33 protein-coding genes, 1 pseudogene and 1 other annotated feature are annotated in these 25,456 nt (G+C 43.2%); of the genes and pseudogenes, 26 read left to right on the top strand and 8 right to left on the bottom strand.

From position 1 onward, the window contains the following. Positions 1-2 precede the first annotated feature (2 nt). From QNH10_RS01200 to QNH10_RS01160, 9 genes are all read left to right on the top strand, one after another. Positions 3-536, top strand: a complete 534-nt coding sequence (locus QNH10_RS01200; RefSeq protein WP_283733205.1) for a DinB family protein — start codon at positions 3-5, stop codon at positions 534-536. 67 nt (positions 537-603) lie between these two features. Further along, positions 604-1,131 carry a GrpB family protein gene (locus QNH10_RS01195; protein ID WP_283733204.1) on the top strand — a complete coding sequence of 176 codons (528 nt, stop codon included), beginning with the start codon at positions 604-606 and terminating at the stop codon, positions 1,129-1,131. A gap of 7 nt (positions 1,132-1,138) precedes the next feature. Continuing rightward, a complete protein-coding gene (locus tag QNH10_RS01190) occupies positions 1,139-1,669 on the top strand; it encodes an acyl-CoA thioesterase/BAAT N-terminal domain-containing protein (protein WP_283733203.1) in 531 nt (176 codons plus the stop codon). A gap of 34 nt (positions 1,670-1,703) precedes the next feature. Continuing rightward, positions 1,704-2,084, top strand: coding sequence for an acyl-CoA thioester hydrolase/BAAT C-terminal domain-containing protein (locus QNH10_RS01185; protein ID WP_283733202.1), 381 nt, complete (start codon positions 1,704-1,706; stop codon positions 2,082-2,084). Between the two features lie 62 nt (positions 2,085-2,146). Continuing rightward, a complete protein-coding gene (locus QNH10_RS01180; protein ID WP_283733201.1) occupies positions 2,147-2,413 on the top strand; it encodes an acyl-CoA thioester hydrolase/BAAT C-terminal domain-containing protein in 267 nt (88 codons plus the stop codon). A 30-nt stretch (positions 2,414-2,443) separates the two neighbouring features. Continuing rightward, positions 2,444-3,196: a CPBP family intramembrane glutamic endopeptidase gene (locus QNH10_RS01175; RefSeq protein WP_283733200.1), complete on the top strand. Its 753-nt coding sequence runs from the start codon at positions 2,444-2,446 to the stop codon at positions 3,194-3,196. A gap of 122 nt (positions 3,197-3,318) precedes the next feature. Then, positions 3,319-3,879 (top strand): P-loop NTPase family protein, encoded by a 561-nt coding sequence (locus QNH10_RS01170; protein WP_283733199.1) that lies wholly within the window; start codon positions 3,319-3,321, stop codon positions 3,877-3,879. Continuing rightward, a complete protein-coding gene (locus QNH10_RS01165; protein WP_283733198.1) occupies positions 3,833-4,180 on the top strand; it encodes a DUF6176 family protein in 348 nt (115 codons plus the stop codon). Before QNH10_RS01170 ends, QNH10_RS01165 begins: the two co-directional genes overlap by 47 nt. Further along, the gene (locus tag QNH10_RS01160) at positions 4,177-4,947 is read left to right on the top strand and encodes a class I SAM-dependent methyltransferase (RefSeq protein WP_283733197.1); all 771 of its coding nucleotides are present in this window, start codon (positions 4,177-4,179) and stop codon (positions 4,945-4,947) included. The genes QNH10_RS01165 and QNH10_RS01160 overlap by 4 nt, the downstream gene beginning before the upstream one ends. A gap of 51 nt (positions 4,948-4,998) precedes the next feature. Here QNH10_RS01160 and QNH10_RS01155 read toward each other — a convergent pair whose 3' ends face one another. Both QNH10_RS01155 and QNH10_RS01150 read right to left on the bottom strand, forming a co-directional pair. Further along, on the bottom strand, positions 4,999-5,172 hold the full coding sequence (locus tag QNH10_RS01155) for a hypothetical protein (protein WP_283733196.1): 174 nt from the start codon (positions 5,170-5,172) through the stop codon (positions 4,999-5,001). 73 nt (positions 5,173-5,245) lie between these two features. Next, positions 5,246-5,698, bottom strand: coding sequence for an SRPBCC family protein (locus QNH10_RS01150; protein ID WP_283733195.1), 453 nt, complete (start codon positions 5,696-5,698; stop codon positions 5,246-5,248). A gap of 115 nt (positions 5,699-5,813) precedes the next feature. Between QNH10_RS01150 and QNH10_RS20960 the strand changes: the two genes are divergently transcribed. Beyond that, a complete protein-coding gene (locus QNH10_RS20960) occupies positions 5,814-6,383 on the top strand; it encodes an RpnC/YadD family protein (protein ID WP_430541082.1) in 570 nt (189 codons plus the stop codon). Between the two features lie 14 nt (positions 6,384-6,397). Next, positions 6,398-6,691 carry an Rpn/YhgA-type helix-turn-helix domain-containing protein gene (locus QNH10_RS20955; protein WP_430541081.1) on the top strand — a complete coding sequence of 98 codons (294 nt, stop codon included), beginning with the start codon at positions 6,398-6,400 and terminating at the stop codon, positions 6,689-6,691. A 120-nt stretch (positions 6,692-6,811) separates the two neighbouring features. Here QNH10_RS20955 and QNH10_RS01140 read toward each other — a convergent pair whose 3' ends face one another. Then, positions 6,812-7,378, bottom strand: a complete 567-nt coding sequence (locus QNH10_RS01140) for a uracil-DNA glycosylase (RefSeq protein WP_283733194.1) — start codon at positions 7,376-7,378, stop codon at positions 6,812-6,814. Positions 7,379-7,532: 154 nt separating this feature from the next. On the opposite strand from QNH10_RS01140, the gene QNH10_RS01135 reads away from it, so the two are divergent. The 8 genes from QNH10_RS01135 (at position 7,533) to QNH10_RS01100 (ending at position 12,103) form a co-directional block, all read left to right on the top strand. Then, a complete protein-coding gene (locus QNH10_RS01135) occupies positions 7,533-9,152 on the top strand; it encodes an S-layer homology domain-containing protein (protein ID WP_283733193.1) in 1,620 nt (539 codons plus the stop codon). 124 nt (positions 9,153-9,276) lie between these two features. Then, positions 9,277-9,489, top strand: a complete 213-nt coding sequence (locus QNH10_RS01130; protein ID WP_283733192.1) for a hypothetical protein — start codon at positions 9,277-9,279, stop codon at positions 9,487-9,489. Between the two features lie 180 nt (positions 9,490-9,669). Beyond that, positions 9,670-10,197, top strand: coding sequence for an isochorismatase family protein (locus QNH10_RS01125; RefSeq protein ID WP_283733191.1), 528 nt, complete (start codon positions 9,670-9,672; stop codon positions 10,195-10,197). Between the two features lie 12 nt (positions 10,198-10,209). Next, positions 10,210-10,467 (top strand): nucleotidyltransferase domain-containing protein, encoded by a 258-nt coding sequence (locus QNH10_RS01120; RefSeq protein ID WP_283733190.1) that lies wholly within the window; start codon positions 10,210-10,212, stop codon positions 10,465-10,467. Further along, positions 10,439-11,014 (top strand): hypothetical protein, encoded by a 576-nt coding sequence (locus tag QNH10_RS01115; protein WP_283733189.1) that lies wholly within the window; start codon positions 10,439-10,441, stop codon positions 11,012-11,014. The genes QNH10_RS01120 and QNH10_RS01115 overlap by 29 nt, the downstream gene beginning before the upstream one ends. After that, the gene (locus tag QNH10_RS01110) at positions 10,992-11,345 is read left to right on the top strand and encodes a VOC family protein (protein WP_283733188.1); all 354 of its coding nucleotides are present in this window, start codon (positions 10,992-10,994) and stop codon (positions 11,343-11,345) included. Before QNH10_RS01115 ends, QNH10_RS01110 begins: the two co-directional genes overlap by 23 nt. A gap of 15 nt (positions 11,346-11,360) precedes the next feature. Next, on the top strand, positions 11,361-11,876 hold the full coding sequence (locus QNH10_RS01105; protein WP_283733187.1) for a nuclease-related domain-containing protein: 516 nt from the start codon (positions 11,361-11,363) through the stop codon (positions 11,874-11,876). After that, positions 11,876-12,103, top strand: a complete 228-nt coding sequence (locus QNH10_RS01100; RefSeq protein ID WP_283733186.1) for a hypothetical protein — start codon at positions 11,876-11,878, stop codon at positions 12,101-12,103. Before QNH10_RS01105 ends, QNH10_RS01100 begins: the two co-directional genes overlap by 1 nt. Positions 12,104-12,706: 603 nt before the next feature. Here the strand turns inward: QNH10_RS01100 and QNH10_RS01095 are convergent. Genes QNH10_RS01095 through QNH10_RS01080 form a run of 4 tightly spaced genes read right to left on the bottom strand, consistent with a single transcriptional unit; the run spans position 12,707 to position 15,382 of the window. Next, positions 12,707-13,327 (bottom strand): glycine betaine ABC transporter substrate-binding protein, encoded by a 621-nt coding sequence (locus tag QNH10_RS01095; protein WP_283733185.1) that lies wholly within the window; start codon positions 13,325-13,327, stop codon positions 12,707-12,709. Continuing rightward, positions 13,324-13,596, bottom strand: coding sequence for a glycine betaine ABC transporter substrate-binding protein (locus tag QNH10_RS01090; protein ID WP_283733184.1), 273 nt, complete (start codon positions 13,594-13,596; stop codon positions 13,324-13,326). Before QNH10_RS01090 ends, QNH10_RS01095 begins: the two co-directional genes overlap by 4 nt. Continuing rightward, positions 13,593-14,252 carry an ABC transporter permease gene (locus QNH10_RS01085; RefSeq protein ID WP_283733183.1) on the bottom strand — a complete coding sequence of 220 codons (660 nt, stop codon included), beginning with the start codon at positions 14,250-14,252 and terminating at the stop codon, positions 13,593-13,595. The genes QNH10_RS01090 and QNH10_RS01085 overlap by 4 nt, the downstream gene beginning before the upstream one ends. Continuing rightward, entirely contained in the window at positions 14,249-15,382 is a 1,134-nt protein-coding gene (locus QNH10_RS01080; RefSeq protein WP_283733182.1) for a betaine/proline/choline family ABC transporter ATP-binding protein, read from the bottom strand. Before QNH10_RS01080 ends, QNH10_RS01085 begins: the two co-directional genes overlap by 4 nt. A gap of 551 nt (positions 15,383-15,933) precedes the next feature. On the opposite strand from QNH10_RS01080, the gene QNH10_RS01075 reads away from it, so the two are divergent. From QNH10_RS01075 to QNH10_RS01060, 4 genes are all read left to right on the top strand, one after another. Beyond that, positions 15,934-16,617, top strand: a complete 684-nt coding sequence (locus QNH10_RS01075) for a response regulator transcription factor (protein WP_283733181.1) — start codon at positions 15,934-15,936, stop codon at positions 16,615-16,617. Positions 16,618-16,627: 10 nt separating this feature from the next. Then, positions 16,628-17,581 carry a sensor histidine kinase gene (locus tag QNH10_RS01070; RefSeq protein ID WP_283733180.1) on the top strand — a complete coding sequence of 318 codons (954 nt, stop codon included), beginning with the start codon at positions 16,628-16,630 and terminating at the stop codon, positions 17,579-17,581. Positions 17,582-17,749: 168 nt separating this feature from the next. Next, the gene (locus QNH10_RS01065) at positions 17,750-18,529 is read left to right on the top strand and encodes an ABC transporter ATP-binding protein (protein ID WP_430541080.1); all 780 of its coding nucleotides are present in this window, start codon (positions 17,750-17,752) and stop codon (positions 18,527-18,529) included. Then, positions 18,507-20,447: an FtsX-like permease family protein gene (locus QNH10_RS01060; RefSeq protein ID WP_283733179.1), complete on the top strand. Its 1,941-nt coding sequence runs from the start codon at positions 18,507-18,509 to the stop codon at positions 20,445-20,447. The genes QNH10_RS01065 and QNH10_RS01060 overlap by 23 nt, the downstream gene beginning before the upstream one ends. Before the next feature lie 124 nt (positions 20,448-20,571). Here QNH10_RS01060 and argS read toward each other — a convergent pair. After that, positions 20,572-22,235 (bottom strand): annotated as a pseudogene (argS, locus tag QNH10_RS01055) (arginine--tRNA ligase). Between the two features lie 47 nt (positions 22,236-22,282). Then, positions 22,283-22,498, bottom strand: a binding site (T-box leader). Positions 22,499-22,592: 94 nt separating this feature from the next. On the opposite strand from argS, the gene QNH10_RS01050 reads away from it, so the two are divergent. The 3 genes from QNH10_RS01050 (at position 22,593) to QNH10_RS01040 (ending at position 25,435) form a co-directional block, all read left to right on the top strand. Next, positions 22,593-23,105: a hypothetical protein gene (locus tag QNH10_RS01050; RefSeq protein ID WP_283733177.1), complete on the top strand. Its 513-nt coding sequence runs from the start codon at positions 22,593-22,595 to the stop codon at positions 23,103-23,105. A gap of 25 nt (positions 23,106-23,130) precedes the next feature. Further along, entirely contained in the window at positions 23,131-23,742 is a 612-nt protein-coding gene (locus QNH10_RS01045; RefSeq protein ID WP_283733176.1) for a DUF3221 domain-containing protein, read from the top strand. 430 nt (positions 23,743-24,172) lie between these two features. Continuing rightward, a complete protein-coding gene (locus tag QNH10_RS01040) occupies positions 24,173-25,435 on the top strand; it encodes an erythromycin esterase family protein (RefSeq protein ID WP_283733175.1) in 1,263 nt (420 codons plus the stop codon). Positions 25,436-25,456: the final 21 nt, after the last annotated feature.

Here is a 25,456-nt window from a genome sequence, read left to right as displayed (position 1 = left end):
TAATGGGTAATCAAGAATTATACGTAATTGATCAAAAAGATGGCTTAAGCTTGGAGTTTAGCAAATTGGCAACCATGATGGAATATACGAGGATGACAACATTGGCCGAAGTGAAAGATCTAACAGTGAACCAATTGGATTTCCTCATTAACGACGAGGCCAACTCCATCGGCATGCTTTTAGCCCATCTGGTGTCAGTTGAAAAAGCATATCAAATCGATACATTTGAAAACCGAGATTTCACGGATGAGGATATCCAACTACTGAATCCTGCACTGGATCTTGGAGATGCTGCAAGGGAACAAATTAAAGGGAATCCAATTGAGTACTACCTTGAAGAGCTTGAACAAACGAGAAAAAAGACAATCGACACTTTTGGGACATTGCCGGATTCGTGGCTATTCGAACAATCCCCATTTTGGTATGGGAAGCCTACAAATAATTACTTCAAATGGTTCCATGTGTTTGAGGACGAATTGAATCACCGCGGGCAAATTCGCGTGATTAAGAAGTTGATGAGTACTTCAGAAAAATAAGTGCGAAACAATTTTTGGACCAACAATTATGCCAATCTGTTGGTCCTTTTTTTGGGGGGGGTGCGAATTGCGAAAAGTTGAAGTTGTACCATTTTCGGAAGGCTGGGTGCTTGATTTCGAAAAGGAAGCGGCTAAATTGCATGAGATATTTGGTGCGGAAATAATCGAAATTCACCATATCGGCAGCACATCGGTACCCGGATTGTCAGCAAAGCCGATCATCGACATTATGCCTGTTGTGAAGGATATTTTGAAAGTGGATTGGTATAACGACAGTATGGCAACGATTGGCTATGAAGCGAAAGGTGAGAATGGCATTCCGGGGCGCCGCTATTTCCAAAAAGGAGGGGATGAGCGAACGCATCATGTCCATATTTACGGTGAAGGTTCATTGGAAATCGATCGTCATCTTGCATTTCGTGACTTTCTTCGCGTGCATCCAGAGAGGGCAAGGGTCTATGGGAACCTGAAAGAAAAGCTATCAATGCGATTTCCGTATGATATTGAATCGTACATAAAAGGAAAAGAGCAGCTTGCATCAGAGATTGAACGGGAAGCAATCGTTTGGTATAGGAAAACGATGGGGAAGGGATGAAACGTTGATGGAAAAGCCTCAATTACAGATCCACATGGAATCACCGTTGCTTGATAGGCCAGTTAGTATACGAGTGACAGGACTAAGTGGTGGACAGAATGTGACCTTGAGATTTCAACGGAAGTCATATTGGGGAAGTACGATTTATTCTATGGAATCCCATGGGACATATATGGCGGATGAAGAAGGCGTCGTTGATTTACAGCAAATTTCCCCAATAGAGGGTACATATAAAGGCATCGATGGAATGGGACTGTTTTGGTCTTTGCGGATAAAACATACAGAAGAAAACTCCAAGGAAGTCTTTACTAAACTACAACCTCAATCCCTAACAATCTTGCTCGAGAATGATGGAAAGGTGATCGACACGAAAATCATTACTCGCAAGTGGATCGATGATGACGTGATAAGAACCCCGGTAAATGAAAAAGGGGTGGTAGGAACATTTTTCATGTTGACAATACCTCGCCAAGACCTACGATTATCGTCGTCGGAGGATCGGAAGGTGGGATTTATGAGTTTCCTGCTGCTTTATTAGCCTCCCGCGGATTCAACGTACTTGCTTTAGGATATTGGGGACAAGACCCCTTCCTAAACAACTTGTCGAAATACCACTTGAGTATGTAGAAGGGGCAATTCTTTGGCTGAAGAATAGACCGGAAGTTGCCGAGGGGTGGTTAGGGATGCATGGAACGTCTAAGGGAGGAGAACTTGCTTTACTAGCAGCAACCTACTTTGAAGACATCAAAGCTGTCGTTTCATTAAGCGGTTCGCCTGTAGTTTGCTGCGGAATCGTTCCATGGACGAATCAAAAAGAATTGCCTCCTTCATGGACCTATGAAGGTAAAGCAATCCCTTATGCCCGCCCAGACAATTCAGTTGAAATTTCGAATACATGTAGAACTATGCGGCAAGCAGGGAGAATCCGCTTCGCATCTGGTACGACTATCTAACTTCCGACCCTCAAATAACAGAACAGGCAACCATTCCCGTTGAAAAGATAAAAGGCTCAATTTTGTTGATTTCCGGAACGGATGATGCTTGTTTCGATTCTGTCAGGTTGAATGAGAAGGCGATGGAAAGGCTTCGGAAGTACAATTTTAAGAATGAATACAATCATCTTGTATACGAAGGCGCGGGGCATGAGATTGGTATTCCTTTCATTCCTGTATCCGCCAGTCCCTTCACCGGCGGGAATAAATATGATATCGCCCGGGCAAGCAGGGATTCATGGAAAAGACGTTGGATTTCTTTTGGATGGGTATCCCTGAGCATAAAATAAAATATGATCAGGTAAGCGGGGGCTGGGGTAATGAATAATAATCGTGCTGTATTCTTCTTTATCATTTTAACTATTTTACTAACTTTTAGTTCAGCTACATTGTTTTATTATTTTGAGTTGGATATGTTATCACCATTCCTTATGTTGATTCCGTTAATAACAGGATTATTTATTCAAAAAGCAGTGTTGAAACGACCTATATTTGGTCATTCGGGCTTGGGTTTTCGATTAGGTAAAAAAAGGTTTTTGATTTGGGCTCCTTTGTTTAGCTTCTTGTTTATGGTCATTGTGTATGGCATTTCATTTGTACTTAATCCCAGTCTGTTTTCGATTGATCAAGCAAATACAGTAATTCAAGATTTGGTTACATATAAAGTGGGCTCTTCGCTATTGATGAATATTCTTATAGCTGCGCTTTTACAATTATTATTAGCACCGATATTAAATATTCTAATTTTCATAGGTGAAGAAGTAGGCTGGCGGGGATTCTTGTATCCGAACTTAGTGTCCATGTACGGAAAAAAAGGTCTTATCTATGGCGGCATCATTTGGGGAGTTTGGCATGCTCCGATGATATACTTTTACGATTTGAATTTCGGGAAGAATCATCATTTAGGCTTGGTTTTCATGACAATCTTTTGCATTTTAGCTGGTATTATTCTTCAATACGTTTTCGAAAAAAGTAAATCCATATACTCGGTTGCTTTAATGCACGGTATGTTAAATATTTCTGGAACGTTTATTTTTTACTTTTCAGTAACGGAGGAACAGATATTTCATTGACGGTGGAACGGGAATTGTCGGTCTGCTAATTTTATTGCCCATCGCTATTATGTGTTATCGCCGATTTCCGGTGAATCAAAAGATTTGATTAGTAAAGCCTTTTTAGAAACGGAATGTGGAAAATGAAAATCTTCATCATGGGTATCGTTGCGAGCGGGAAAACAACATACGCGAAGGAGTTGTCAAAGCAAATGGGTTTGCCCTTTGTTGAATTGGATACGGTCGTATACCATAACGTGGATGGCATTCGGGTGAAGCGAACGCCTCAAGAGCAAGTGCAAGTTATTCACCAAATGAATGCAAAAGGATGCTGGATTGCGGAAGGTGTATACCGTCCGTCCTATCATCTTCTTTTGGATTTGGCTGACATTATCATTTGGCTTGACCCGCCATTATGGAAACGGAAATACCGGATTTTGAGCAGGCATATGAAGCAAGTGATTGGTGTGGAAGAATGTGCGTATGAACCGGATTTTCAAATGCTACGGAATATGTATAAATGGACGAAGCAGTTTGAAGGAAAACGTGGAGAGCTTGACGGGCTCCTTCAACCTTATTTGGATAAGTTGATAGTTGTAAGGGATGACCCTGCAAAAAATCAATTGATTGCAAGCAGTATATTAGGGGGAATGCATCATGAATATAGAGCTGACAAGATTTCGGGTAAAGAGCGGGAAATCTGAGCGGGTTGACGAGTGGCTAACGTTTTTAAGAGAAAATATGAAGGCTGTTCTTGTAACGTTAGAGGGTGAAAGAATGTATGTAGAGACTATTTTTCGTGAAAACTTAAACGGTGAGGAATTTTTGTATTGGTATTCTGTCCAAGGTGAGGGTGGACAAGAGGTAGAGCAATCGGACCATTGGTTAGACAAGAAGCATATGGAGTTCTGGAATGAATGTATCGATGAAACATTTCCCCCAGTTGACTTGAAGACAGAGGTTGTTATGATACCTGAAAAAGTAAGAAATGTGATGAAAGAATGAGTCATAACATATTTGAAAAAAACCTCGAAAAGTACGCAGACCCTGAAATGTATGATCATTTGTATGACAGATATCAAAAGGACTTGAACATCATTTTGAAATGGGCAGAAAAAGATCAAACAATAATTGAATTGGCATGTGGTACGGGCAGATTGACGATTCCGATGGCTCAGCGCGGATTCCAAATGATTGGAGTTGACTTGCACGAAGGCATGTTGGCACGAGCGAGACAAAAAGCTGAAGAGCAAGGGATAGCAATCGATTTTGTACAGCAAGATTGCACGGAATTGAACTTGCCTGTGAAAAGTTCGCTTGCTTTTATGACAGGAAATTCCTTTCAACATTTTCTAACGAATGAAGCGCAGGATGCTTTATTCCAATATCTGTCCAAGCACCTAAAGGATGGAGGCATCTTCATTTTCGATACGCGAAATCCAGTATTAAAGGAACTCTCTGTAGTTGATGAGTACGAGGATAAGTACGTTGATAAAAACGGCAAACAAGTAATTGAAAGCCATCGTGATGGGTATGACCATTTGACACAAATCTTGGATTGCCGGACGCATCGTCGGTTTTATAGAGACAGTACATTAATAGCAGAGGAGCAAGATGGCATTTCTCTCCGTTATTCATTTCCAAAAGAAATGGAACGACTCATAGCTGCGAATGGATTTGATATTGTACATATATTTGGAGATTGGGATGGGGATGAATTGCATGCGAATAGTGTTTCGATGGTATATGTATGCAGAATAAAAACGGTATAAATCTAATAAATCCTGCGGGAGATGACGTCCCGCAGGATTGTTAATCATAGTTCAATAATATTTATCTTTCTCCGACTTCTGGCGATCATTCTGCGTCATCGGCTCATGCTTCGGTTTCAAGTTGCCAAGCTCGGCCAATTCCATTGAAATCTCTTCTTTTACTTCTTGTCGATTCCCCGGTGTTTTTGGGTTTGTGTATAAATTGCTGTGTGCACCTTGTTTCATTATGAAAACCTCCCATATCAAATTTACATTCTTAATATGGTCAAGTTTATTCGTTTTGATGTACTTATCGTTTTTACTTGCTTTCAGCTATCCTCTTCAATTCATTCGCACGATTGGCAATAAACCTCGTCATGTAATTCTCCAAAAATAGCCTGTCTGCCATTATTCCTAAAAAGCCAAGAGGGGATTTGTATGAAAACGTATCTTTCATAATTGTTCCCTCACCACTTTCTACAAATTCATGTATGTGTATAAATGAATGGAAAGCGCCTTTCACCATAACATCAGTGAAACTATGAGGATCATTCATCTCGATAATCTTTGCTGTTAACTTTTGTTTTATTCCAAAATGAACGGCTTCCCAAGTAACCGTATCGCCCTTTTCCATTAATCCAGTCGTAACACCGCCAATTGCTCTTTCCTTCGTATCTGCTGTTGTTTCTGTGTGGACATCCACATTTCTGGCAAGATCAAAACAGGTTTGGATCGGCGCGTTAATATGAATTTCGTGTTTGATGGTTGGCATGGTTCACATTCCTTACCTTAGGAGCTTAGTTGTACTGATCCTAGGGAGATATTTTCTAATAAGTGTGATAACATGGATGCGAAAGAGTTGTCAGAAAATTAATGGGGGTGTATTTGTGATTGTTCATTCAGTAGTGTTGGAGGAACAAGCATCTTATATAAAACACGACAAATTGTTCAAGGAGCTAATCCATACATTCTTTGAAGAGTTTCTTGAAGTATTTTTCCCAGATGCTCATAAAGAGATAGATTTCAGTTCAATTCAACCCATTTCTGAAGAGGTACATTCTGATTTGATCAAGGGGAATACTCGGAGGCTTGATATTGTCATAGAGACGAAGTTGAAAAAGGAAGATGCTGTCGTCATTGTGCACGTGGAACCGCAGAATAGCAAGCAAGAAGATTTCAATAGTCGCATGTTCCAGTACTACAGTTTGCTATACAATACTTATCGCAAACCTATTTTGCCAATTGCGGTTTTTAGTTATCCTCAAGATTGGGAAAAACGAGAGTTCATGATATCATTTTCTTCATTTGAAGTTTTACGTTTCCAGTATAAAACATTGCACTTAAAAAGAAAAACTGGCGTGAATTTGTTCATTCCAACAACCCGGCCGCCGCAGCACTTCTTAGTAAAATGGGATATGATGAAAAAGAGAAAGTATCTGTCAAATTGGAATTTTTGAGGATGATGGCAAACATGGAACTCGATGAAGCGAGACAACGGCTTCTTTACGGCTTTTTTGAAACATATTTGAAATTAACTGAAGAAGAGGAGGAACAGCTAATGGGTGAAATTAAGCAATCCCCGGAAGCAGAAAAGCTTTTGGAGTTACCAGTATCCTATGAGGAACGTGGGATTCGGAAAGGGATCGAGCAAGGGGTTGTAAAAGTCGCGAAGGAAATGTTGCGCAAAGGTATGGAGATAGAACTGATTGTCGAATTGACCGGTCTCTCGTCAGAAGCCATCAAAGAATTAAGCAAAAAAATATAAAAATGAGTACCGGAAACTACATAGTTTCCAGGCACTCTTTTTTTTTCGCTTCATTCAATAGCACTAATGTTGCTTCTTATTGTGTGTCCTTTCCACATAATCGAAGATGCTTATGTGCATCTACAACCGTGTCGCTACAAGTGATAGATCCTCCACCAACAACTTATATAAATTTGGCCGACGTCTGACAGCGAGCGGGTGATAAGCGACGGTTGTTTGATAGCCTTTCACCTCATGCCAGCTACCCCGCAAGCCTTTTACATCGACCTCGTTGTTTTCAAAGAATGATTGCACTGCGACATTGCCTAAACAAATGATGAGTTTTGGTTTTTGGAGGTTAAGCTGTTCATCCAAATGACGATGCATGCAAATCTCACGGGTAACCTCTTTATCGTATTTTTTAATGGGCCTTCTTTTTATAATATATGTAACGTAAATCTGTTCTTTATCCAAACCGACTTCATGAACGGCTTGTTGCAATGCATGCCTCGTGCCGCACACATATGCATTTCCTTCGCGGTCTTCCCTCGCTCCGGGATTGTCTAAAATCACCATAATTGGTGCCTTTGGATTCCCTTCTCCCCAAACCATACGTGTCCCTTGCTTATAAAGTCCGCAATCCTCGCAATTCTTTTGGCTCTCAGGCGTAGGATCCTCCGGCCAAATTTCCGGGCAAAATGATGTCATTTTAATCATCCTCCTGATAGCTTAAAGTACCCTTTGTTGGAAAAACCATTCATGGAAGCAGATTGGCTGAAACTAACATTGCTAATTAGTTTGAAAGCTATATAATAGGATAGAAAATCTATGTAAAATACATCGGTAGAAAGAGGAAAACATCTTGAAGAAAATCAGCATCTTAGCCGTCTCTCTTTTACTGTTTTTGTCAGGATTCACATCAACAAACGTAGTACATGCAGACACAGTGCTGCCTTTTAATACAACTGTCTCAGGGAGTATTTCGGAACAAGCTCCAATGGACGCGTATACAGTAATTGTCCCGAAAGCAGGGACGTTGACGATTACTGTGAAGGCGTATTTTTCTGCTGCATTAATGGAGCTTCGTGATTCCAATAATGAGCTCGTTGGCCATTATGAAGGAGTGTATAATGGTCGTCCGGAAAACCCGACTACTCTTAATAAAGAAATTAACGTCGAACCGGGTGTTTATACTTTATTTATCAAAGATGCTAATAAAACAAGTTTCGGGAACTATGATGTGAGTGTTTCATTTGAACCGGCAAATAATATTGAAATCGAGCCAAATCAGACATTTACTGAGGCCATGCCGATTAATGTGAATGGGGAACGGATTAGAGGGTTTATCAGCTGGAATGATACTGCAGACTTTTACAAAGTTGAATTGGATGAACCGGGTCGTTTGGAAATTGATATTGACTCAAAAATGATGAATGGAATCGTCTATCTATATGACTCCAAAGGCGAAATGATTTCTTGGGATAGTTTGGGATTCTATCAAGAATTACCATTACTTTGGAACTCGCATACAGATCTCGAAACGGACACTTACTATATTAGTATAAAAGGAAATGACTATTATCAAGGTATTTATGAAATGGACGTCTCTTTCATTCCAGCGAACAATGATGAGATCGAGCCGAATAATAGTAGGGAATCAGCAACCCCAATCGAAGTAAACGACAACAAGATCCATACCGGATTTTTAAGTTATACGGATAAAGAGGATTATTATCGGATTGAAATGAAGTACGATGGCTACATGACGATTGGCTTTTCATCCGAATTTAGTGGGTATAGTTTGATGAAAGAAAGAAGTATTTCGTATGATTCACATTTAAGCAGTGGAGCCATTGGGAAACCTGAAAAGTCATCTAAAAGAGTTGAACTTAAGAAAGGTACGTATTATTTCATTCCTTATGCGCAAGTGATTTGGCAAGGTGGAGTTTATACAATGTCCTTCAAGGCTGAACCTGCGTTCAAAGATATGGCGGGAAGGTACACTCCAGCAGTAACGTACTTAGCAGACAAGGAAGTTGCAAAGGGGATTTCGGGAAGCGAATTTGGAGTCCAGGATAATATTAAACGGGTAGACGCGGCAATTTGGCTTGCTAACATAATGAAACTGAATCAGTCAGATTCCCGTCCAACGCCATATGTCGACGTTCCGGAAAGAGCTTGGGGCGCAGTGAATGCGTTGAAACGAAAAAACATCGTAAACGGAAAATCGTCGACCCACTTCGGTGCAAATGACACGATGACTCGCGGTGAAATGGCTTTGTTGATCCAACGGGCATATGAATTATCAGGCAATGGTGTGAAGCTTCCTTTCACCGATGTTTCATCACGCTATGCAGAAGCGGTTAAGGCTTTGATGAAACATAATATTACGCAAGGGAAATCGGCGGATAAGTTTGGAACCGATGCGGCCATCACACGTGGCGAAATGGCATTGTTTTTATATCGTGCGGATTCGAAGTGATAATGGAAAGAGTGGTCCTCGGACTGCTCTTTTGTGTGTGAAGAAGGAGAACCAGCATAGAATGGAGAAGGATAAGGGAACAGCCTATGCAGCCTATGAGCCAAAGTAGTTTAGGAGTGTTAAAATGAAAAAAAGGTACTGGTTTGGCGGTCTATTAGTGTTAATCGTCTTCATTGCTATCCTAACGAATCCGTCGGAAGAAAAATACTTGCAGTTTAGCAAAGAACGTTATGGGGATATAGAGGCACCTGTCGAGATGAAAATTGAGAGAATCAATTTCGTGTTGTTTACTGCTTATACCCAACCTATCACTGGGATCATGGGATCACACATATAGGAGCATTCGGCACATTCTTTCAAGTGTCAGATGGTCAATATGATTATCCGTTTTGGTTGGAATTTTTTAATTAAAGGAAAGGTCTTCATATGCAAAGAGGCACCCTTCTATTTTTATTATATTAAATAAGTGTGAATTATTATGGGTATAGAAGCTAAATTTGATAAAGGAGAGGATTGTATGGAAGCTTTATTAGTAATTGATGTGCAAAATGGCATTATCGAATTCGGTGATTTTAATAATGAATTGAACTTAATTACAAATATCATTGAAGACTTTAAAGCGAAAGGGAAGCCTATAATTTTCATCCGACATTTTGATGATATGGAGGAGAGTCCGCTTTACAAAGGCTCCGTAGGTTCTGAATTGCACTCTTCCATTAAAGAATTTGCAGAAGTTGTGGTAGAAAAGCAGACACCAAGTTCATTTTTCAAAACCGAATTGGCAGATGTGTTAGGGGAGTTGGAAGTGGATCATGTATTCATTACCGGCTTCAATACTGAATTTTGCTGTATGTTCACAGCAATTTCCGCATTTGACCGTGGTTACAAGGTGACATTCATTGAGGACGCAACAGGGACTGTAAATACAGATGAAACGTATGAGATGCCTAACCTGGATATTAGGGATTTTGTCGGGACAGTGCTGTATTGGTCGGATGTAATTGAAGTACTGGATTATGAGGAGTATGTAGAAGAGTACAAGTAAGGGGGGAGGAACATGTTACCGCAGGAGTTGGCTGTCGAAAAGATTAGTGAAAGCTTGAAGAATGATCCTCTTGTCCAGGCGATTTTCTTGAAAGGGTCGATGGGACGAGGGGAGCATGATGAGCACTCAGACATCGATCTGTATTGCTTGGTGAACGAAGAGGATGAAAAGGAATTCCTTGCCAATCAGGTGAAGCATTTACGGGCGTATCGCGACATCATTTTAATGGATGATATTTTCATTGTTGCACCAAATTATCGCTGTGTTTGATGATTTATTACATATTGATTTATTCACAGTGACTAAAGAAACGTTTGTGGGTGGCGACCATTTCAAGGTGCTATATGATCCGCATCATCTGATGGCTGGGTTTATTGAAACACAGGGTCTGACTCTGACGGAGCAGGAGTATCGGGATGATGTCCTCGATGTCGGGTGGTTTTTGTATCAATATAGACAATCTGCCGCGCGAGGAAACGATATCTGGTCGGTAAAGATGCTGACAAATGTTGTGCATCATTTGGGGAGGGTGTTGCTTTATCGTTATGCCCCGGAGCGTGCGAAATTGGGATTGAAGACGATTGAACGGTCATTGCCGGATGAAGTTGTTTCGGATTTGAAGGGGATTTTAGAGTTCATTACTCCCGGTGGACATTCACAGGCGGCATTGCGGATTGGGCAATTGGTGGAACGGGAGTATGAGTGGATTCGGTTGCAATGGGATGAAGATAGCGAGGGGATGAGGTTTATGAAGAGAATGGTGGAGATGTATACAAAAAGTCAGGGGCAGAGGTATGACACAGGTTTGTGTAATTAGCATTTATGTTCCGGATATGCAGAAGGCGCTTGGATTTTACACGGGGGTATTGGGGTTTGAGGTGAATAAAGAGTATGGCTCGAAAATTGTAACGCTTGTCCACGGAGAGTTGCCGATCGTTTTGGAGGAGATGGAGAATGCAGTGTTTAACCGGGTTTCTTCAGGTGTGGTGTTGACACTAAAAACGGACGACATCCATCAATCCCTTGAAGTGCTCAAAGAACATGATGTTGAATTAATTATCGGAGAGCCGGCCGATTGCCCTCCAGGCAAATATATAAGCTTCCGCGACCCGTTTGGGAACGTGTGGGAGTACTTACAGTTTGGTTGAATAGTTAGATTTCTATTGGATGAATATGCTAAACTTGTAGATAGCGGAATAATAGAAAAGGAGTGGACCATATTCATCCATAAACGAAGAAAAGCGCCCTTACTGTTAGAGGGTCTTGAAGCGGCGATTAGGCGATTGCAGATCTACCATGAAATGGTTCCTGTTTTGCGTTCAAAGCATGCGGCAGTAAAAGCGGGATTTGGCGGCGAGCAGGAGTTGGACAAGGTGTTTGAAAGCTATTCATTTTCAATGAAGCATGGAATTTTCAACGATTTATCATTGTCGTCGAGTGCCTTCTTTCAAGTGGACACGCTATTCATTACGCCGTGGTATGCGGTTTTATTCGAAGTGAAGAACATTTCGGGAGAGCTGACGGTGACAGAGAATCCCCCTCAATTGATACGTACATTGGACTCTGGGCAAGTGAGCGGCTTCAAAAGCCCCATCGCCCAATTGCAAAGTAACTGTGAATTATTTCAAGACTGGCTGTACAGCCAGATCTATCATTGCCGGTATACGGTGCTGTCGTGATGGCCTACGCCAGCCAACGCATCGAAGTATTCGACACAAAAACCCCTGTACTATTTCCAAGTTCTGTTCCTTCGTATATACGAAAACTTCCAGCAATCTCCCCATTGTTGGATGATGCAGCATTCAACCATCTTCTTTCACTTTTAGCTAACGGTCATCGCCAATTCATTCCTTCCCCATTTGTGATACGTATTCTATTCGATATAGCGACATTGGGACGGGTGTGATCTGTCCAGATTGCAAAGTCTTAGGCATGAGTTGGCATAGAAGGCGCTGGGAATGCATAAATTGTGGTTTTCGATGCAGCGAAGCGCACAAACAAGCAATCCAAGATTGGTTTTTACTGTTTGGTGGAAAAATGACTAATAAAGATTGCAGGGAATTTCTCCATCTTGAAAGACAGCAAAATGCGAACCGGATGCTTCGGGATATGGATTTACAAACTGAGGGGGCTAATCGCAATCGAACATATTCGATGTTGTTATCAGAAAGCCAAAAAAAGCGCACATAATCGTGCGCTTTTTTGTGTGAAAATATGCTAAGTGGTGATAAAAGCTGACTAAGCGGTGATAAAGACAATGCAAGTGGTGATAAACCTGTTCTAAGTGGTGATAAACCATTTCTGAGTGGTGATAAATTGGTAATACCCTTGAAACTGCCTTGTCGTCACGCTGAAAATGGGCTTTTACCCGAAATATGCTAAGTGGTGATAAAAGCTGACTAAGCGGTGATAAAGACAATGCAAGTGGTGATAAACCTGTTCTAAGTGGTGATAAACCCACTTTAAGTGGTGATAACCTATCGATCAACCTCAACTCACTTCACTTCACTCACTCCACCTCAATCAATCCACTCTCCACCAAAAACTCCTCCGCAACTCTTTCAACCATCATGCCGTCATTGTCGACTTTGGCGTTCATTTTTTGCATGGCTTCCTCGTCGATCATTCCTTCGAGTTGCTTCAAAATCTCTTCGATTTCAGGATATTCCTTCAGCGTTTCTTCCCGTACGAGCGGAAGTGCGTGGTACGGAGGGAAGTAGGATTTGTCGTCTTCCAATACACGCAGGTCGAATTCCTGCAATTGGCCGTCTGTCGTGTAGGAGTTGATGACGTCGACTTCACCTGCATTGATTGAACGGTACATGATGCCGTGATCCATACCCTTTACATCCTTGAATTCGAGTCCATATTCCTTCTTGAAACCGGGCAGGCCGTCCGGGCGGTCGATGAATTCGAAGACCGCACCTAATGTGAAGTCTTCCGAATAGGCTGCGAAGTCACTGAATGTGACGATGCCAAGTTCTTCGGCTTTTGATTCATCCAATGCGAGAGTATACGTATTGTTGAAGCCGAATGTGTTAAAAGCGATGATGCCGTCTTCAGCAACGAGACGCCTTGTCGCTTCCAACGTCTCATCGGCTGTACCCGGCTCTTCGTGATAATAAGTCACGACAATCGTCCCGTGTAATCGGGAATGACGTCGAGATTGCCGTTCAGCATCGCATTCCACACGACGTTAGATCCGCCGAGATTCTCTTTATAGATTACTTTTATGTCTGTTTTATGCTCAATCAACTGCCCCATGACGTGCGACAGGATGATGCTTTCTGTGTTGTTCCGTGAACCGAGCGTCAATGATTCTTTTTCGATTAAAATGCAGCCACTTAGCATACTTGTGACAATCGCAATGAGTAGCAATGAAGTTAATTTTTTCCTCATTCTGCTTTCAATCCTTTCGGTGTTGTCCAGCGCTCAACCGAGCCGAAGAACACTTCCAAAACGATTGCAAGTAGTGCTGCAGGGATTGCACCAAGTAGTATCAAACCGTCGATGCCTCGCGTAATTCCTAGGAAAATGAAGTCCCCAAGACCGCCTGCACCAATGAAAGCTGCAAGGGTAGCGTTACCAACGTTAATGACAGCGGCTGTTCGAATTCCAGCCATTATAATGGGGATCGCGAGTGGCAACTCCACTTTGAAAAGAATTTGCATGCTCGTCATTCCCATTCCCTTTGCGGCTTCCCGCGTAGCCGGGTCGACGTCGTTTATACCGGTATAAGTGTTTCGGATGATTGGCAACAACGAGTACAAGAAGAGTGCAGCAATCGCTGTTTTAACGCCGATACCGAAGATAGGAATCATGAAACCGAGCAAGGCGAGACTTGGAATCGTCTGCATGACGCCGCTACCGCCAAGAATGAGTGTCGACAGTTTCGGAACTCGAGTGACGAGGATTCCGAGTGAAACGCCGAGAACGATGGCGATTAACATGGAAAAGAATACGAGTTGAATATGGATGGATGTCGCTTCGAGAACTTCTCCCCAGCGCATCTGTGTTTGTTCAATTAATTGTTGCCAAATTGATAAATTATTCATTGTGCAGCCTCCTCCGTTTCAGTCCACTGAGTGGATAATGCGGATAGTAACGAGCCGCGTGTTACGAGTCCGACGACCTTGTTCGCTTCATCTACGATAGGAATCATGCCGAATGGTGTTTCATCCATCATGATAATTGCGTCTTTTGCGGATGCAGAGTCGAGTAGGAAATGGTCTACCGGCTGCATGATTTCTCCGATCGTACGGATGGCGTTCATACTCTTAATGACGTCATAGGCAGACACGATGCCTTGCAGAGCTTTTGATTCATCCACAATGATGAGATCTGTAATTTTCCTCTGGCGGATTAGTGTAATTGCCTTTTCAGGAGAGCTTTGAGGAAGAGATGTGACGACCGATTCTGACATAATGTCAATGACTGGCATCAGTTCAGGGTTTTGAATGATTCGATGCTTGCCAATGAATTCTTCGACAAAACCGTGGGCGGGTTCATGAAGTAACTTCTCGGGAGTGTCCAGCTGAAGTAGTTTGCCATCTTTCATAATTGCGATACGGTCACCCATTTTGAGTGCTTCGTCCATGTCATGAGTAACGAAAATGATTGTCTTATTCAGTTTTTTATGCAATGAAATGAGTTCGCCTTGCAATTGCTCCCTTGTAATCGGGTCCAATGCGCTGAACGGTTCATCCATTAAGATGACTTCGGGATCGGATGCAAGTGCGCGAGCGATTCCAACACGTTGCTGTTGTCCCCCGGAAAGTTCTTTCGGATAGCGGTTTGCATGGATATTGGGATCGAGTCCTACCAATTCCATCAGTTCATGGACTCTTGGTTTAATTTTATCTGGACTCCAACCGTTTAACTGGGGAACGATGGAGATGTTTTTTTCAATCGTATAATGGGGGAATAAACCAATCTGTTGGATCACATAGCCGATACCCCTCCGCAAATCGGAAGCGACATACGAGTTGGTATCCTTTCCGTTAATCAAAATCTTCCCACTTGTATGTGGTTCCATCCTATTAATCATTTTCATCGTCGTAGATTTGCCTGAACCACTCGGACCGATAAGAACGAGCAGCTCGCCTTTCGGAATCTCAAAGCTGATAGAATCAACGGCTTTGAACCCGTCTTCATACACTTTACTAACGTTTTCAAATTTAAGCATAAAATCCTCCTATGTGTTTTTTTACAAAACTGTATTCCGTTGAATCTGGGGGTGAAAAAATAAAACAACGGGAAAAAAAAGAAGACATTTATATCACCTGGAAGGCCAGGAGCGATGTCTCAGTAATTAGTATAACATACTTCGGGGGTAGAAGTATTGGAAATCCGACTTTTCAGTAGGTTATTAGTATACATATTAGGTGGTATATAAGTCTCATTGGCGGGAGAGGGACGAGGATTGGCAAATCGGTGATAAACCCTTCGGAGTCGGTGATAACACGTGAAGAGTCGGTGATAAAGTGGAGGAACTCGGTGATAAACTCACTCAAGTCGGTGATAAAGTAAATCATCTATTAAGATGATTCTTTTGGACTATATGTTATATTGAAATTAAGTTGTAGGACGAGGAGTTTTGGCGGGCCGGTGGTAAAGTCCCCCGAGTCGGTAGTAAACCATGCTAAGTCGGTGATAACCTCACATCCCCGATGATAATCTTTTCCAACTCGGCCCTACACCCTTATAATGAGGGGAAAGAAAGGACGTGGGGCGGGAATGGATATGAATATTTTCATCGTAGAGGACGATTTGGCAATTTACAATTCACTCAAAGAGAGGCTGGGGCAATGGTCGTTTCAGGTGTCGGGACCAACAGATTTTCATGATGTAATGAAGTCGTTTATTCAAATAAAACCGCATCTTGTCATACTCGATATCCAGCTCCCGGCTTATGACGGGTTCCATTGGTGTCGGGAGATCCGGGCGGTTTCGAAGGTACCAATCATCTTCTTGTCATCACGCGATCATCCGATGGATATGGTGATGGCGATGAATATGGGGGCGGATGATTATATTCAAAAACCTTTTCATACGGATGTGTTACTGGCGAAAATCCAGGCGACACTTCGTCGAACGTATGCGTATACGGATGAAACTTCGGACGTGCTGGAATGGAATGGGGCAATGATCGATATGAAGCGCGGCGTCATTCGGCTTGATGGCAATGAAGTAGAGCTAACGAAAAATGAGTTTTTCATCTTGGCGGTGCTTGTCCAATCGAAAGACGAAATTGTGTCGCGTGATGAGTTGATTCGTAAACTTTGGGATGATGAGCGGTTCGTAAACGACAATACACTGACCGTCAATGTGACGCGGTTGCGCCAAAAGCTTGCGGAAATCGGACTTGGTGATGCAATTCTCACAAAAAAAGGGATGGGTTATATGGCGGTTAGCCTGTAGGGGGGATTCGATGTTCATTGCATATGTAAAGGATATGAAAAGCTGGATACTCCTGTTTGCCGCGTCGCTCGCAGTGACCGATGGTTTAATTTGGATTGATAAAGGTTTGACATTGAGGCTGAGCTCTTTAATTTATCTCAATATACTGCTGATTGCTATTTTCATATCATTTCTCATCTGGCGTATTAAAAAAGAAATGCATTTCACGAAAGAACTTCTCCGTATTTCGGAGGATCCTTCAAGGGATTGGCAGGAGGGGCTGCCGGAGCCGCTCTTCTTACGGGATCAAACGATCAATGACCTATTGAAGCAAGTAGCGGCTGATTATATGGGCAAATTATCGGAAATGAAAAGCGCAAACCTTATGGAAAGCGATTATACCGCGGCGTGGGTGCATGAAGTGAAGGCGCCGCTCACCTCGATGAAAATGATGATTGATGCGAATCGGCAAGACCTAACAATTCGGAAAATCGAGTCTGATTGGCTGCGAGTCCATTTGCTGATCGATCGGCAGCTTTATATTTCACGTATGCCGTCGCTCGGGACGGATTATGTATTGGAGAAAATTGAAATGCATCAGCTGATTACACCTGAAATCAGCGAACTTCGGTCATGGTGTATCGAAAAAAACATCGCTGTGGAAATAGAAGACAAAGAGTTGGAACTAATCACGGACAGCAAATGGTGTCGCTTCATCATCCGGCAATTGCTGACGAATGCGGTGAAATACAGCCCGGATGGAGGAGTCGTCTATATTAAGTTCGACCGTTCAGAAAGCGGGAATCCGGTTTTATTGATAAAAGATGAAGGTTCCGGAATCCCTACGCATGATCTCCCTCGGATATTCGATAAAGGGTTCACAGGAGGGACGGGACGGCTACATAATGCGGCGACTGGAATCGGTCTTTATCTCAGCTCACCAAGTTGCATCGAAAATCGGAATTTCCTTGTCGACACACTCTAAATTAAACGAAGGAACGACGATGAAAATGACGTTTTCCACCGAAAATGAATTTGATGCGACCCGAACGTGACAACAATGTCACATTGACCGACCTGTTTGTCATCTAAATCGCACGACCATACCAAATTTCCCCGATAAGATAAGGGTATAGCAAACAGGGAGGGTACAATGATGGATCAATATAAGACAGTCTTACACGCACAAAACATCCGTAAATCGTACGGGACTCGTGGAAATGTGCAAGAAGTATTGAAAGGGATCGATTTGCGAGTGCTAGAAGGGGAATTTGTCGGCATTATGGGGGCGTCAGGTGCCGGGAAGACGACACTATTAAATGTCCTTGCGACAATCGATCGTACGACGGAAGGTTCGATTTTGATTGGGGAATCGGATATTTCGAAAATGAAGGACCGTGAACTGTCCGCATTCAGGCGCGATAAATTAGGGTTCATCTTTCAAGATTACAATCTGCTCGATACATTGACAGTAAAAGAAAATATTCTCTTGCCAGTCTCGCTAGGCAAGATGAAAAAACGGGTGGCGGAGGACCAATTCAAGTCGATTGCCGACATTTTAGGTATCAAGGAATTGGCGGATAAATACCCACATGAAATATCAGGCGGTCAAAAGCAACGGACTTCCGCAGCCCGCGCACTCATTAACAAGCCATCCATGGTGTTTGCGGATGAACCTACAGGCGCGCTTGATTCGAAATCGGCTTCGTCTCTGCTCGGGACGTTGGAAGATGTCAATAAAGAACGCGGTGTCACGATCATGATGGTAACGCATGACCCCGTCGCGTCAAGTTATTGCAGCCGAGTTGTCTTCCTGAAAGACGGCAATATCTACTCGGAGCTGTACCGCGGCGAAAAAACGAGACAAGCCTTCTTCCAGGAAATCCTGAAAGTCCAAGGTGTCCTCGGGGGTGACAGCGTTGACGCTCTTTGATCTCGTCATCCGCAGCATGCGGAAAAACATCAAGCATTATTATTTATACTTTTTCGCCCTCATTTTCAGTGTCGTCCTCTACTTTGTATTTGCAACATTACAGCATGATCCGTCGGTAGTTTCTCGGTCTGGAGGCAGCATGGGTGCGGCTTTCAAAGTGGCAGGAATTCTATTATTATTCATCGCAGGAATTTTCGTCGTCTATGCAAATGCGATTTTCTTGAAAAGAAGAAGCCGTGAAATCGGGCTGTATCAATTGATTGGCCTGACGAAAGGTTCTGTCTCGCGTCTGTTGATTATCGAAAACTCCTTGCTTAGCGCCGGGGCATTAGCTATTGGGATTGGCATAGGAATTCTCGTGTCACGTGTATTTTTATTGTTGTTAATGAAGCTTATCGGATTTGACGGTTTTATCGAAGTAGCATTTTCGACGGCCGCAGTCATCCAGACGGTTGTTGTATTCCTTGGAATCATCATTCTCACATCGATTCAAATGATTGTCGCAGTTTACCGCAATACATTGCTCGGGTTATTCAATGCCGAAAAGAAGGGCGACCATCCGAAGAAACCGAAAGCGTTTAGATCAGCACTACTTGCGATTTTAGGAATGGCACTCATCGCGTTCGGATATTGGCTATCCGGCCGGATGTTGAATGCATTGCTACTCATCAATATGGTCGTCGTTTTGGCTGCGACAATTCTCGGTACCTATCTATTGTTCCGGGTGACGATCAGCTGGCTGCTTTATCAGATCCGGAAACGGAAGCAAGGCCATCTGGGGCTGTATAACAGTTTATCTCTTGCGCCGCTTATGCACCGGATGAAAGCCAATGCGAATTCATTGACGATCATTACGGTATTGTCCGCGATGACGCTGACGATGCTGGCAGGTTCGTATTCCCTTTATTATTCAACGGAAAAGGAACTTCGCCTTGTATATCCTTTTGATTTTTCTTTTGATAATTTTTGGTATGAGGACGGTCAAGAAGCCTCCGCAAAATTTGTCAGCGAACTGGATAAGCAAAATATAGCGTATACGGTTTCAACGGTTGAAACTCTAAAAGTGGAGGGCGAATTCGAAAAGGGTAGTGCACCGGAAATGATATCCACATCGTTTGGAGCGATTATTATTAGCGACAAAAATTTGCAGCAAGCAGGTGCAGATATTGAAATTTCCGATCCTGATGCCGCGTACCTTTATGATGCAAGCATATACTGGTTATTGAAAACGATTGAAGTCCCGTTTAATGTCGAGTTATCGAATTCTGAAATAGAATCTGATATGAAAGTTGTGAAAGTGAACGAAGGAAATGCATTAAATACTTCAGGGTCAACACAACTTGTTGTGAAAGATGCGTTTTATCAAGAATTAAAAGGTCAATTTTTGAATGATGAAAACGGTTGGCGCATTTCAAACACTTATGCCATCGATGTGCCGGATCACGATCAGCTTGTTGAGGCATCTGCCATCTTTAAGCGCATCAATGAGGAAAATGATCAACACGGATTTGATTATTATTCTCAATATGTCTCGTCCATGGAATTTAATGGACTGCTCATCTTCATTTCAGGTTTCCTTGGACTCGTGTTCCTCATTTCAACTGGCAGTATTCTATACTTCAAGCAAATGACGGAGGCGGAACAGGAGAAAAGCAGCTATACAACCTTGCGTCAATTAGGCTTCACTGTGCAAGACATCATGCGCGGCATCGTCCGAAAGCAAGTGTTCGTCTTCGGCGTTCCGTTGATAATTGGCTTACTACATTCCATCTTTGCAATCAAGGCAGCATCCTTTATGTTCATGTCGGATATTACCTTACCCGCATCCATCGCAATGGGCATCTACGCGCTCATTTATCTTATCTTCGCATTCTTGACGGTTGGGTATTATCGGAAAACGGTGAAGGCGGCGCTTTGAGAATTGGGTAAATAAGCCGAGTCGGTGATAAAGTGCTGAGAGTCGGTGATAACGCTCTGAGAGCCGGAGGTAAACACGAATACAATACACAAAAAAGCAATCGCCAGCGAGCGATTGCTTTTTCTTACATTTCTTCAGGCGCTTTCATTCCTAACAAGCGCAGTGATTCAGATAAGACGATTGTGACGCTTTCGATGAGTGCCGAGCGATAGGCAGATTTGCCTGATCGGTTAACACTTGAACATTCCCGTAAAATGAATTGAATGCTTGCGCGAGATCGATCGCGTATTTGGCGATGATGGACGGATCCAATTCATCAGCTGCACGTTTTACAGCGTGCGGAAATTGTTCAAGCAGCTTGATTGTTTCCCATTCATAATCATTCACTTCATTTACATTGAATGAATCGACGTCGCTAACTTTACGCAAAATCGAGTGGGCACGCGCATTGGCGTATTGGACGTAAGGACCCGTTTCGCCTTCGACCTGCAACATCGATTCCAAGTTAAATTCGATATCATGCTTCCGATGCTGTTTCAAGTCGCTGAATAAAATCGCACCAACGCCAACCGCATCAGCCACTTCGGATTGATTGGCAAGGGTAGGGTTTTTCTCTTTGATATTTTTCTGTGCAAGTTCGATTGCTTCCTTCAAAACATTCTCAAGCAAGACGATCTTTCCTTTACGCGTCGACATCTTTTTCCCGCCTTGCAAAATGAGCCCGAACGGTACGTGTTGAATGTCATTCGACCAGTTGTGCCCCATTTTTCCCAACACTTGCTTCACTTGCGTAAAGTGGAGGCTTTGTTCATTCCCAACGACGTAAATGGATTTGACGAAGTCGTAATTATTTTTTCGATCGATGGCAGCTGCCAAATCACGTGTTGCGTACAATGTCGCCCCATCTGATTTCTTAATCAAACAAGGAGGCATGCCTTCCTGAAGTTCGACGACCATGGCGCCATCGGATTCAACCAATAAGCCTTTGCTTAGAAGCTCTTCCACGACAGGCTCCATTTTGTCATTATAATATGCTTCGCCATTATACGAATCGAATGTGACTCCTAACAGATCATAAATCCGTTGGAACTCCTTCAATGACTCGGTTTTGAACCAATTCCATAAGGCAAGTGCATCCGAATCACCGTCCTCCAACGCTTTGAAGGCTGCGCGCCCCTCATCGTTTAATGAAGGATCAGTCTCTGCTTCCTTATGAAAACGGATGTACAGCTTCAGCAATGTTTCAATTGGAGCTTGACGAACGTCCGCCTCATTACCCCATATCCGATACGCTGTAAGTAGCTTCCCGAATTGTGTACCCCAATCACCGATGTAATTGATTTTCACCGGCTTGTAGCCGATCTTTTCAAGCAATAAAGCAATGGAATTCCCAATGACCGTTGAGCGCAGATGGCCCATGGAAAATGGCTTAGCAATATTTGGTGAGGACAAATCAATCGTCACGACACCATCATTGCCTTCATTGGAAGTGCCATATGTGGTCGATTGTTGCAAGATTGTTTGAAGAAGCGTATCGGCAATGACTTCCCGGTTCATGAATAGATTTACATAGCCATTTACCGCTTCGGCTTTCTGGATTAACGGATGATTGATGGAAGCAGCAATCTCCTCCGCAATGGCAACAGGCGATTTTCGTAAGACTTTTGCAAAAGGAAAACATGGCAATGCAAAATCGCCTAATTTTGCATGTGCCGGGCGTTCTAACATATGTTCCTCCAATGGAATCGGGCTGACTGTCTGTAAAGCTTGTAGAATATCCTTTTTCATATACACAAACCCCTTTTTAGATAAAATAAAAAGCCCTCGATCTCAATAAATGAGACGAAAGCTTGTTCCGCGGTACCACTCAAATTGCCCCTGATAGTATGGATAGGGGCCCCTTTCTCCTAACGGCGAGACACCGGCTTCTCCTACTTCATTCAGAAAAGCATCTACGAAGTGCGTTTCATAATTCATCTTCGCCAGGCTTCCACCAACCCCGGCTCGCTATGGAAGGAAAGAATTATTACTCTCTTCGTCTTCGATATTGTAGTTGAATGTATCAAATCGGTGGCTGGGTGTCAATGGGCGTCACGTAACTTTTGTACGAATCGTCCGTCTAATCCGTTGATGGGAGGTTTTGACATGAACTATAGGTTAACAATCTTATTAAGTGCTGCTTTATTGTTGGGAGGATGTGGAACGGATGATTCCCCGAAAAATGTCGCGGTTGAAGATAGTGTTGAATGGAAGATGTTAAAAATGGTGAGTGGGCGTGAAATCATTGCGGAATTGAAGCAAACCGCTCAAGAAACGCCTAAGCGAGACGAGGCGGCCACCATTGAAACACCACCTGAATATGAAAAGCCTACAAAAGAATTGGCGGAGGATTTGGCGGTCAAAGCAATTGAGGGACCCGCTGCAATCCAGGCGGTGGAAGAAGTTTACGGTGAAGGCGGCATTCGTGATGAAGGAGTCCTCTTTATCGAAATTCAGACAAGAGGCGCAAAGCAATCTGGCGTCTGGATCGGGTTAAAGGAGCCTGACGAACGCGTTCAACAATTGCTTGATCTATTGCAGCCAAAAGTGGATGCGGCGAAATCCTTGCGAACCAATCTATATTTTCCGCAGCCCCCACACGGAAAAAGAGCTCAATGATTTACAGGATGAAGTCGCGGAAGCATTGAAAGGAATCGAATCGGAACAGGGATCCTATGCGCTGTACGTCGATGTCATCAACGGCGAGATTGAAGTTTCCCATGATTTTCTCATGCCGGAGCAGCAAGAGGAGCTGCGCCAACAATTCGCAGACCACACAATCAATTTCACGCAAAATGGAAGAATGGTAGCTGCTCCCGGGGAATCAAGGATTATTGCTCCTGAACAAACTTACACAAGCACTCCACTCACGGATGGTGGATTTGTACTGTCTGTTAGTGAAGGGCAGTTCTTGGTAGCTGGTCCGAATGAAACTGCTGCGTTTTACAAATTCCCTGAAGCTGACAAGTTGAAAGTAGGCCAGCGTGTGAAAGTGGAAGCATCAGGCCGCATGATGGAATCCTATCCTTCGCAAGGGACTGCAAAATTTGTAGAAATCTTGCCGGATTATAAGCCTGTAAATGCGAAGCTTTCCGAGTCACAGGCCGTAGCAAAAGCGTTGGAGATTTCGGGTGAGAGGCTATCAAATGGCTATATCGTTATTAACGAGATTATTTTTGATGAGAATGAAAAGAAATGGATTTTCGAGCTTTTGCCGGACGACGGGGAAGGAATACTGGAAGTTGTAGATGAATAGAGGTTATTTGGCAACCGTCCTTTATTGGGCGGTTTTTTTGTGGTGAAAAATTGTTGAGTGGTGATAAATGTCGTTTAAGTGGTGATAACGGCCACCTAAGCGGTGATAAACCCTGCACAAGCGGTGATAAAGTCCGACAGAGCGGTGATAAACTTTTTTGCCATGGAAAATTGCATTGCGGAGCGGGCAATTGTTTGCAGATACTCTAAAATTGTAGCCAAACGGTGATAAATTCACCTAAGTCGGTGATAAACTCACCTAAGTCGGTGATAAACTCTCCCGAGTCGGTGATAAAGCTCCGAGAGTCGGTGATAACCTCGTCCAAGTCGGTGATAACCATGTCTCTTTCGTAAAAATCAACCCCTTATCACCCCTCTCCCGGTTTCCGCCCCCTTCCCATGGGTATGCTATCTGCAGAGGAGGGATTGATTTGTCGAAAAAATTGATCGCCGCGATACAGGAACACGCTTTTACGTTAGATGAGAAGGCATTTGACACTATTATGAACGCAATTGGGGATGCCCGAATTGTTATGTTAGGTGAAGCGTCGCATGGAACTTCAGAGTTTTACAAAGTTCGCGCGGCATTATCTAAACGACTTATTCAGGAGAAAGGATTCAAAATCATTGCGGTAGAAGGAGATTGGCCGTCTGCTCAAGCGGTTAACCGCTATGTGAAAGGCTTTGATGAAGAGGGTAAAACCGCTCGGCAAGTATTATCGCAATCGTTCAATCGTTGGCCGACGTGGATGTGGGCGAATGAAGAGGTCGCGGAGCTTATTGAATGGTTGAAGCGTGAAAATGAAGGAAAGGATGCAGCTGATAAAACAGGGTTTTACGGGATTGATATGTACAGTCTTTATGAGTCGATTGATGAAGTGTTGCAATTTCTTCAGGAAAATCCCACTTATAATGCGGACTTGGAGATGGCAAGAAGAGCATTTTCCTGTTTTGAGCCGTACAACCGAATGCCTGAGCATTACGCATTGTCGACTCTTCATTTTTCGGATGAGTGCATTCGCGAAGTGACGAACTTGCTGACGACCATCCGTAGCCACGAAGATCTTTATTCAAACGATCAGGAAAAGGATCTAAACATAACGATGAATGCATTGGTCGCGAAAAATGCCGAATCATATTATCGTGCGATGATGCAGGACGACGCCATCTCTTGGAATATACGCGATATGCATATGGTGGAGGCGGTCGGCGAACTATTGAACTACCATGGCGATGACGCCAAAATCATCATCTGGGAGCATAACACGCATGTTGGCGATGCATCGGAAACATCAATGGCCGACCATGATATGATCAATGTCGGTCAGCTCATCCGGGAGAAGTATGGAAGGGATGACACATTTGCCATCGGCTTCGGTACGTATGAAGGAACCGTCATTGCAGGCGAAGGTTGGGGCGAACCGTTACAAAAGATGAAAGTCCCACCCGCCAAGTTCAATTCATGGGAAGGTCAGATGCATGCAGCCGCTGAAGTAGATCAGGTTATTCTTTTCACGGAGGAAAACCGTCATTTATTCAATGAATGGATCGGCCATCGCGCTATCGGGGTCGTCTATAATCCGGAGTTTGAAGCGTATGGAAACTATGTATCATCAAGAGTTGGCAGCCGGTATGATGGGTTTATTTTTGTTGATCAAACGACTGCGCTGACACCAATCAATTCCAATGATTAAGAGCCACGCAATTGCATGGCT

The sequence above is a fragment of the Sporosarcina thermotolerans genome (genome assembly GCF_030067815.1).
GTDB classification, from domain to species: Bacteria; Bacillota; Bacilli; order Bacillales_A; family Planococcaceae; genus Sporosarcina; species Sporosarcina thermotolerans.
Note: the sequence above shows the minus strand (reverse complement) of the source record. Positions and strands in the feature narration are given on the sequence as shown.

Coding starts and splice junctions, on each gene's coding strand:
- QNH10_RS01120 (WP_283733190.1), top strand. CDS start 10,210: ATGTTACCGCAGGAGTTGGCTGTCGAAAAGATTAGTGAAAGCTTGAAG.
- QNH10_RS01170 (WP_283733199.1), top strand. CDS start 3,319: ATGAAAATCTTCATCATGGGTATCGTTGCGAGCGGGAAAACAACATAC.
- QNH10_RS01150 (WP_283733195.1), bottom strand. CDS start 5,698: ATGCCAACCATCAAACACGAAATTCATATTAACGCGCCGATCCAAACC.
- QNH10_RS01130 (WP_283733192.1), top strand. CDS start 9,277: ATGAAAAAAAGGTACTGGTTTGGCGGTCTATTAGTGTTAATCGTCTTC.
- QNH10_RS01155 (WP_283733196.1), bottom strand. CDS start 5,172: ATGAAACAAGGTGCACACAGCAATTTATACACAAACCCAAAAACACCG.
- QNH10_RS01075 (WP_283733181.1), top strand. CDS start 15,934: ATGGATATGAATATTTTCATCGTAGAGGACGATTTGGCAATTTACAAT.
- QNH10_RS01070 (WP_283733180.1), top strand. CDS start 16,628: ATGTTCATTGCATATGTAAAGGATATGAAAAGCTGGATACTCCTGTTT.
- QNH10_RS01090 (WP_283733184.1), bottom strand. CDS start 13,596: ATGAGGAAAAAATTAACTTCATTGCTACTCATTGCGATTGTCACAAGT.
- QNH10_RS20955 (WP_430541081.1), top strand. CDS start 6,398: ATGGAACTCGATGAAGCGAGACAACGGCTTCTTTACGGCTTTTTTGAA.
- QNH10_RS01160 (WP_283733197.1), top strand. CDS start 4,177: ATGAGTCATAACATATTTGAAAAAAACCTCGAAAAGTACGCAGACCCT.
- QNH10_RS01175 (WP_283733200.1), top strand. CDS start 2,444: ATGAATAATAATCGTGCTGTATTCTTCTTTATCATTTTAACTATTTTA.
- QNH10_RS01125 (WP_283733191.1), top strand. CDS start 9,670: ATGGAAGCTTTATTAGTAATTGATGTGCAAAATGGCATTATCGAATTC.
- QNH10_RS01140 (WP_283733194.1), bottom strand. CDS start 7,378: ATGACATCATTTTGCCCGGAAATTTGGCCGGAGGATCCTACGCCTGAG.
- QNH10_RS01050 (WP_283733177.1), top strand. CDS start 22,593: ATGAACTATAGGTTAACAATCTTATTAAGTGCTGCTTTATTGTTGGGA.
- QNH10_RS01085 (WP_283733183.1), bottom strand. CDS start 14,252: ATGAATAATTTATCAATTTGGCAACAATTAATTGAACAAACACAGATG.
- QNH10_RS01110 (WP_283733188.1), top strand. CDS start 10,992: ATGACACAGGTTTGTGTAATTAGCATTTATGTTCCGGATATGCAGAAG.
- QNH10_RS01100 (WP_283733186.1), top strand. CDS start 11,876: ATGGCCTACGCCAGCCAACGCATCGAAGTATTCGACACAAAAACCCCT.
- QNH10_RS01080 (WP_283733182.1), bottom strand. CDS start 15,382: ATGCTTAAATTTGAAAACGTTAGTAAAGTGTATGAAGACGGGTTCAAA.
- QNH10_RS01165 (WP_283733198.1), top strand. CDS start 3,833: ATGAATATAGAGCTGACAAGATTTCGGGTAAAGAGCGGGAAATCTGAG.
- QNH10_RS01065 (WP_430541080.1), top strand. CDS start 17,750: ATGATGGATCAATATAAGACAGTCTTACACGCACAAAACATCCGTAAA.
- QNH10_RS01190 (WP_283733203.1), top strand. CDS start 1,139: ATGGAAAAGCCTCAATTACAGATCCACATGGAATCACCGTTGCTTGAT.
- QNH10_RS01200 (WP_283733205.1), top strand. CDS start 3: ATGGGTAATCAAGAATTATACGTAATTGATCAAAAAGATGGCTTAAGC.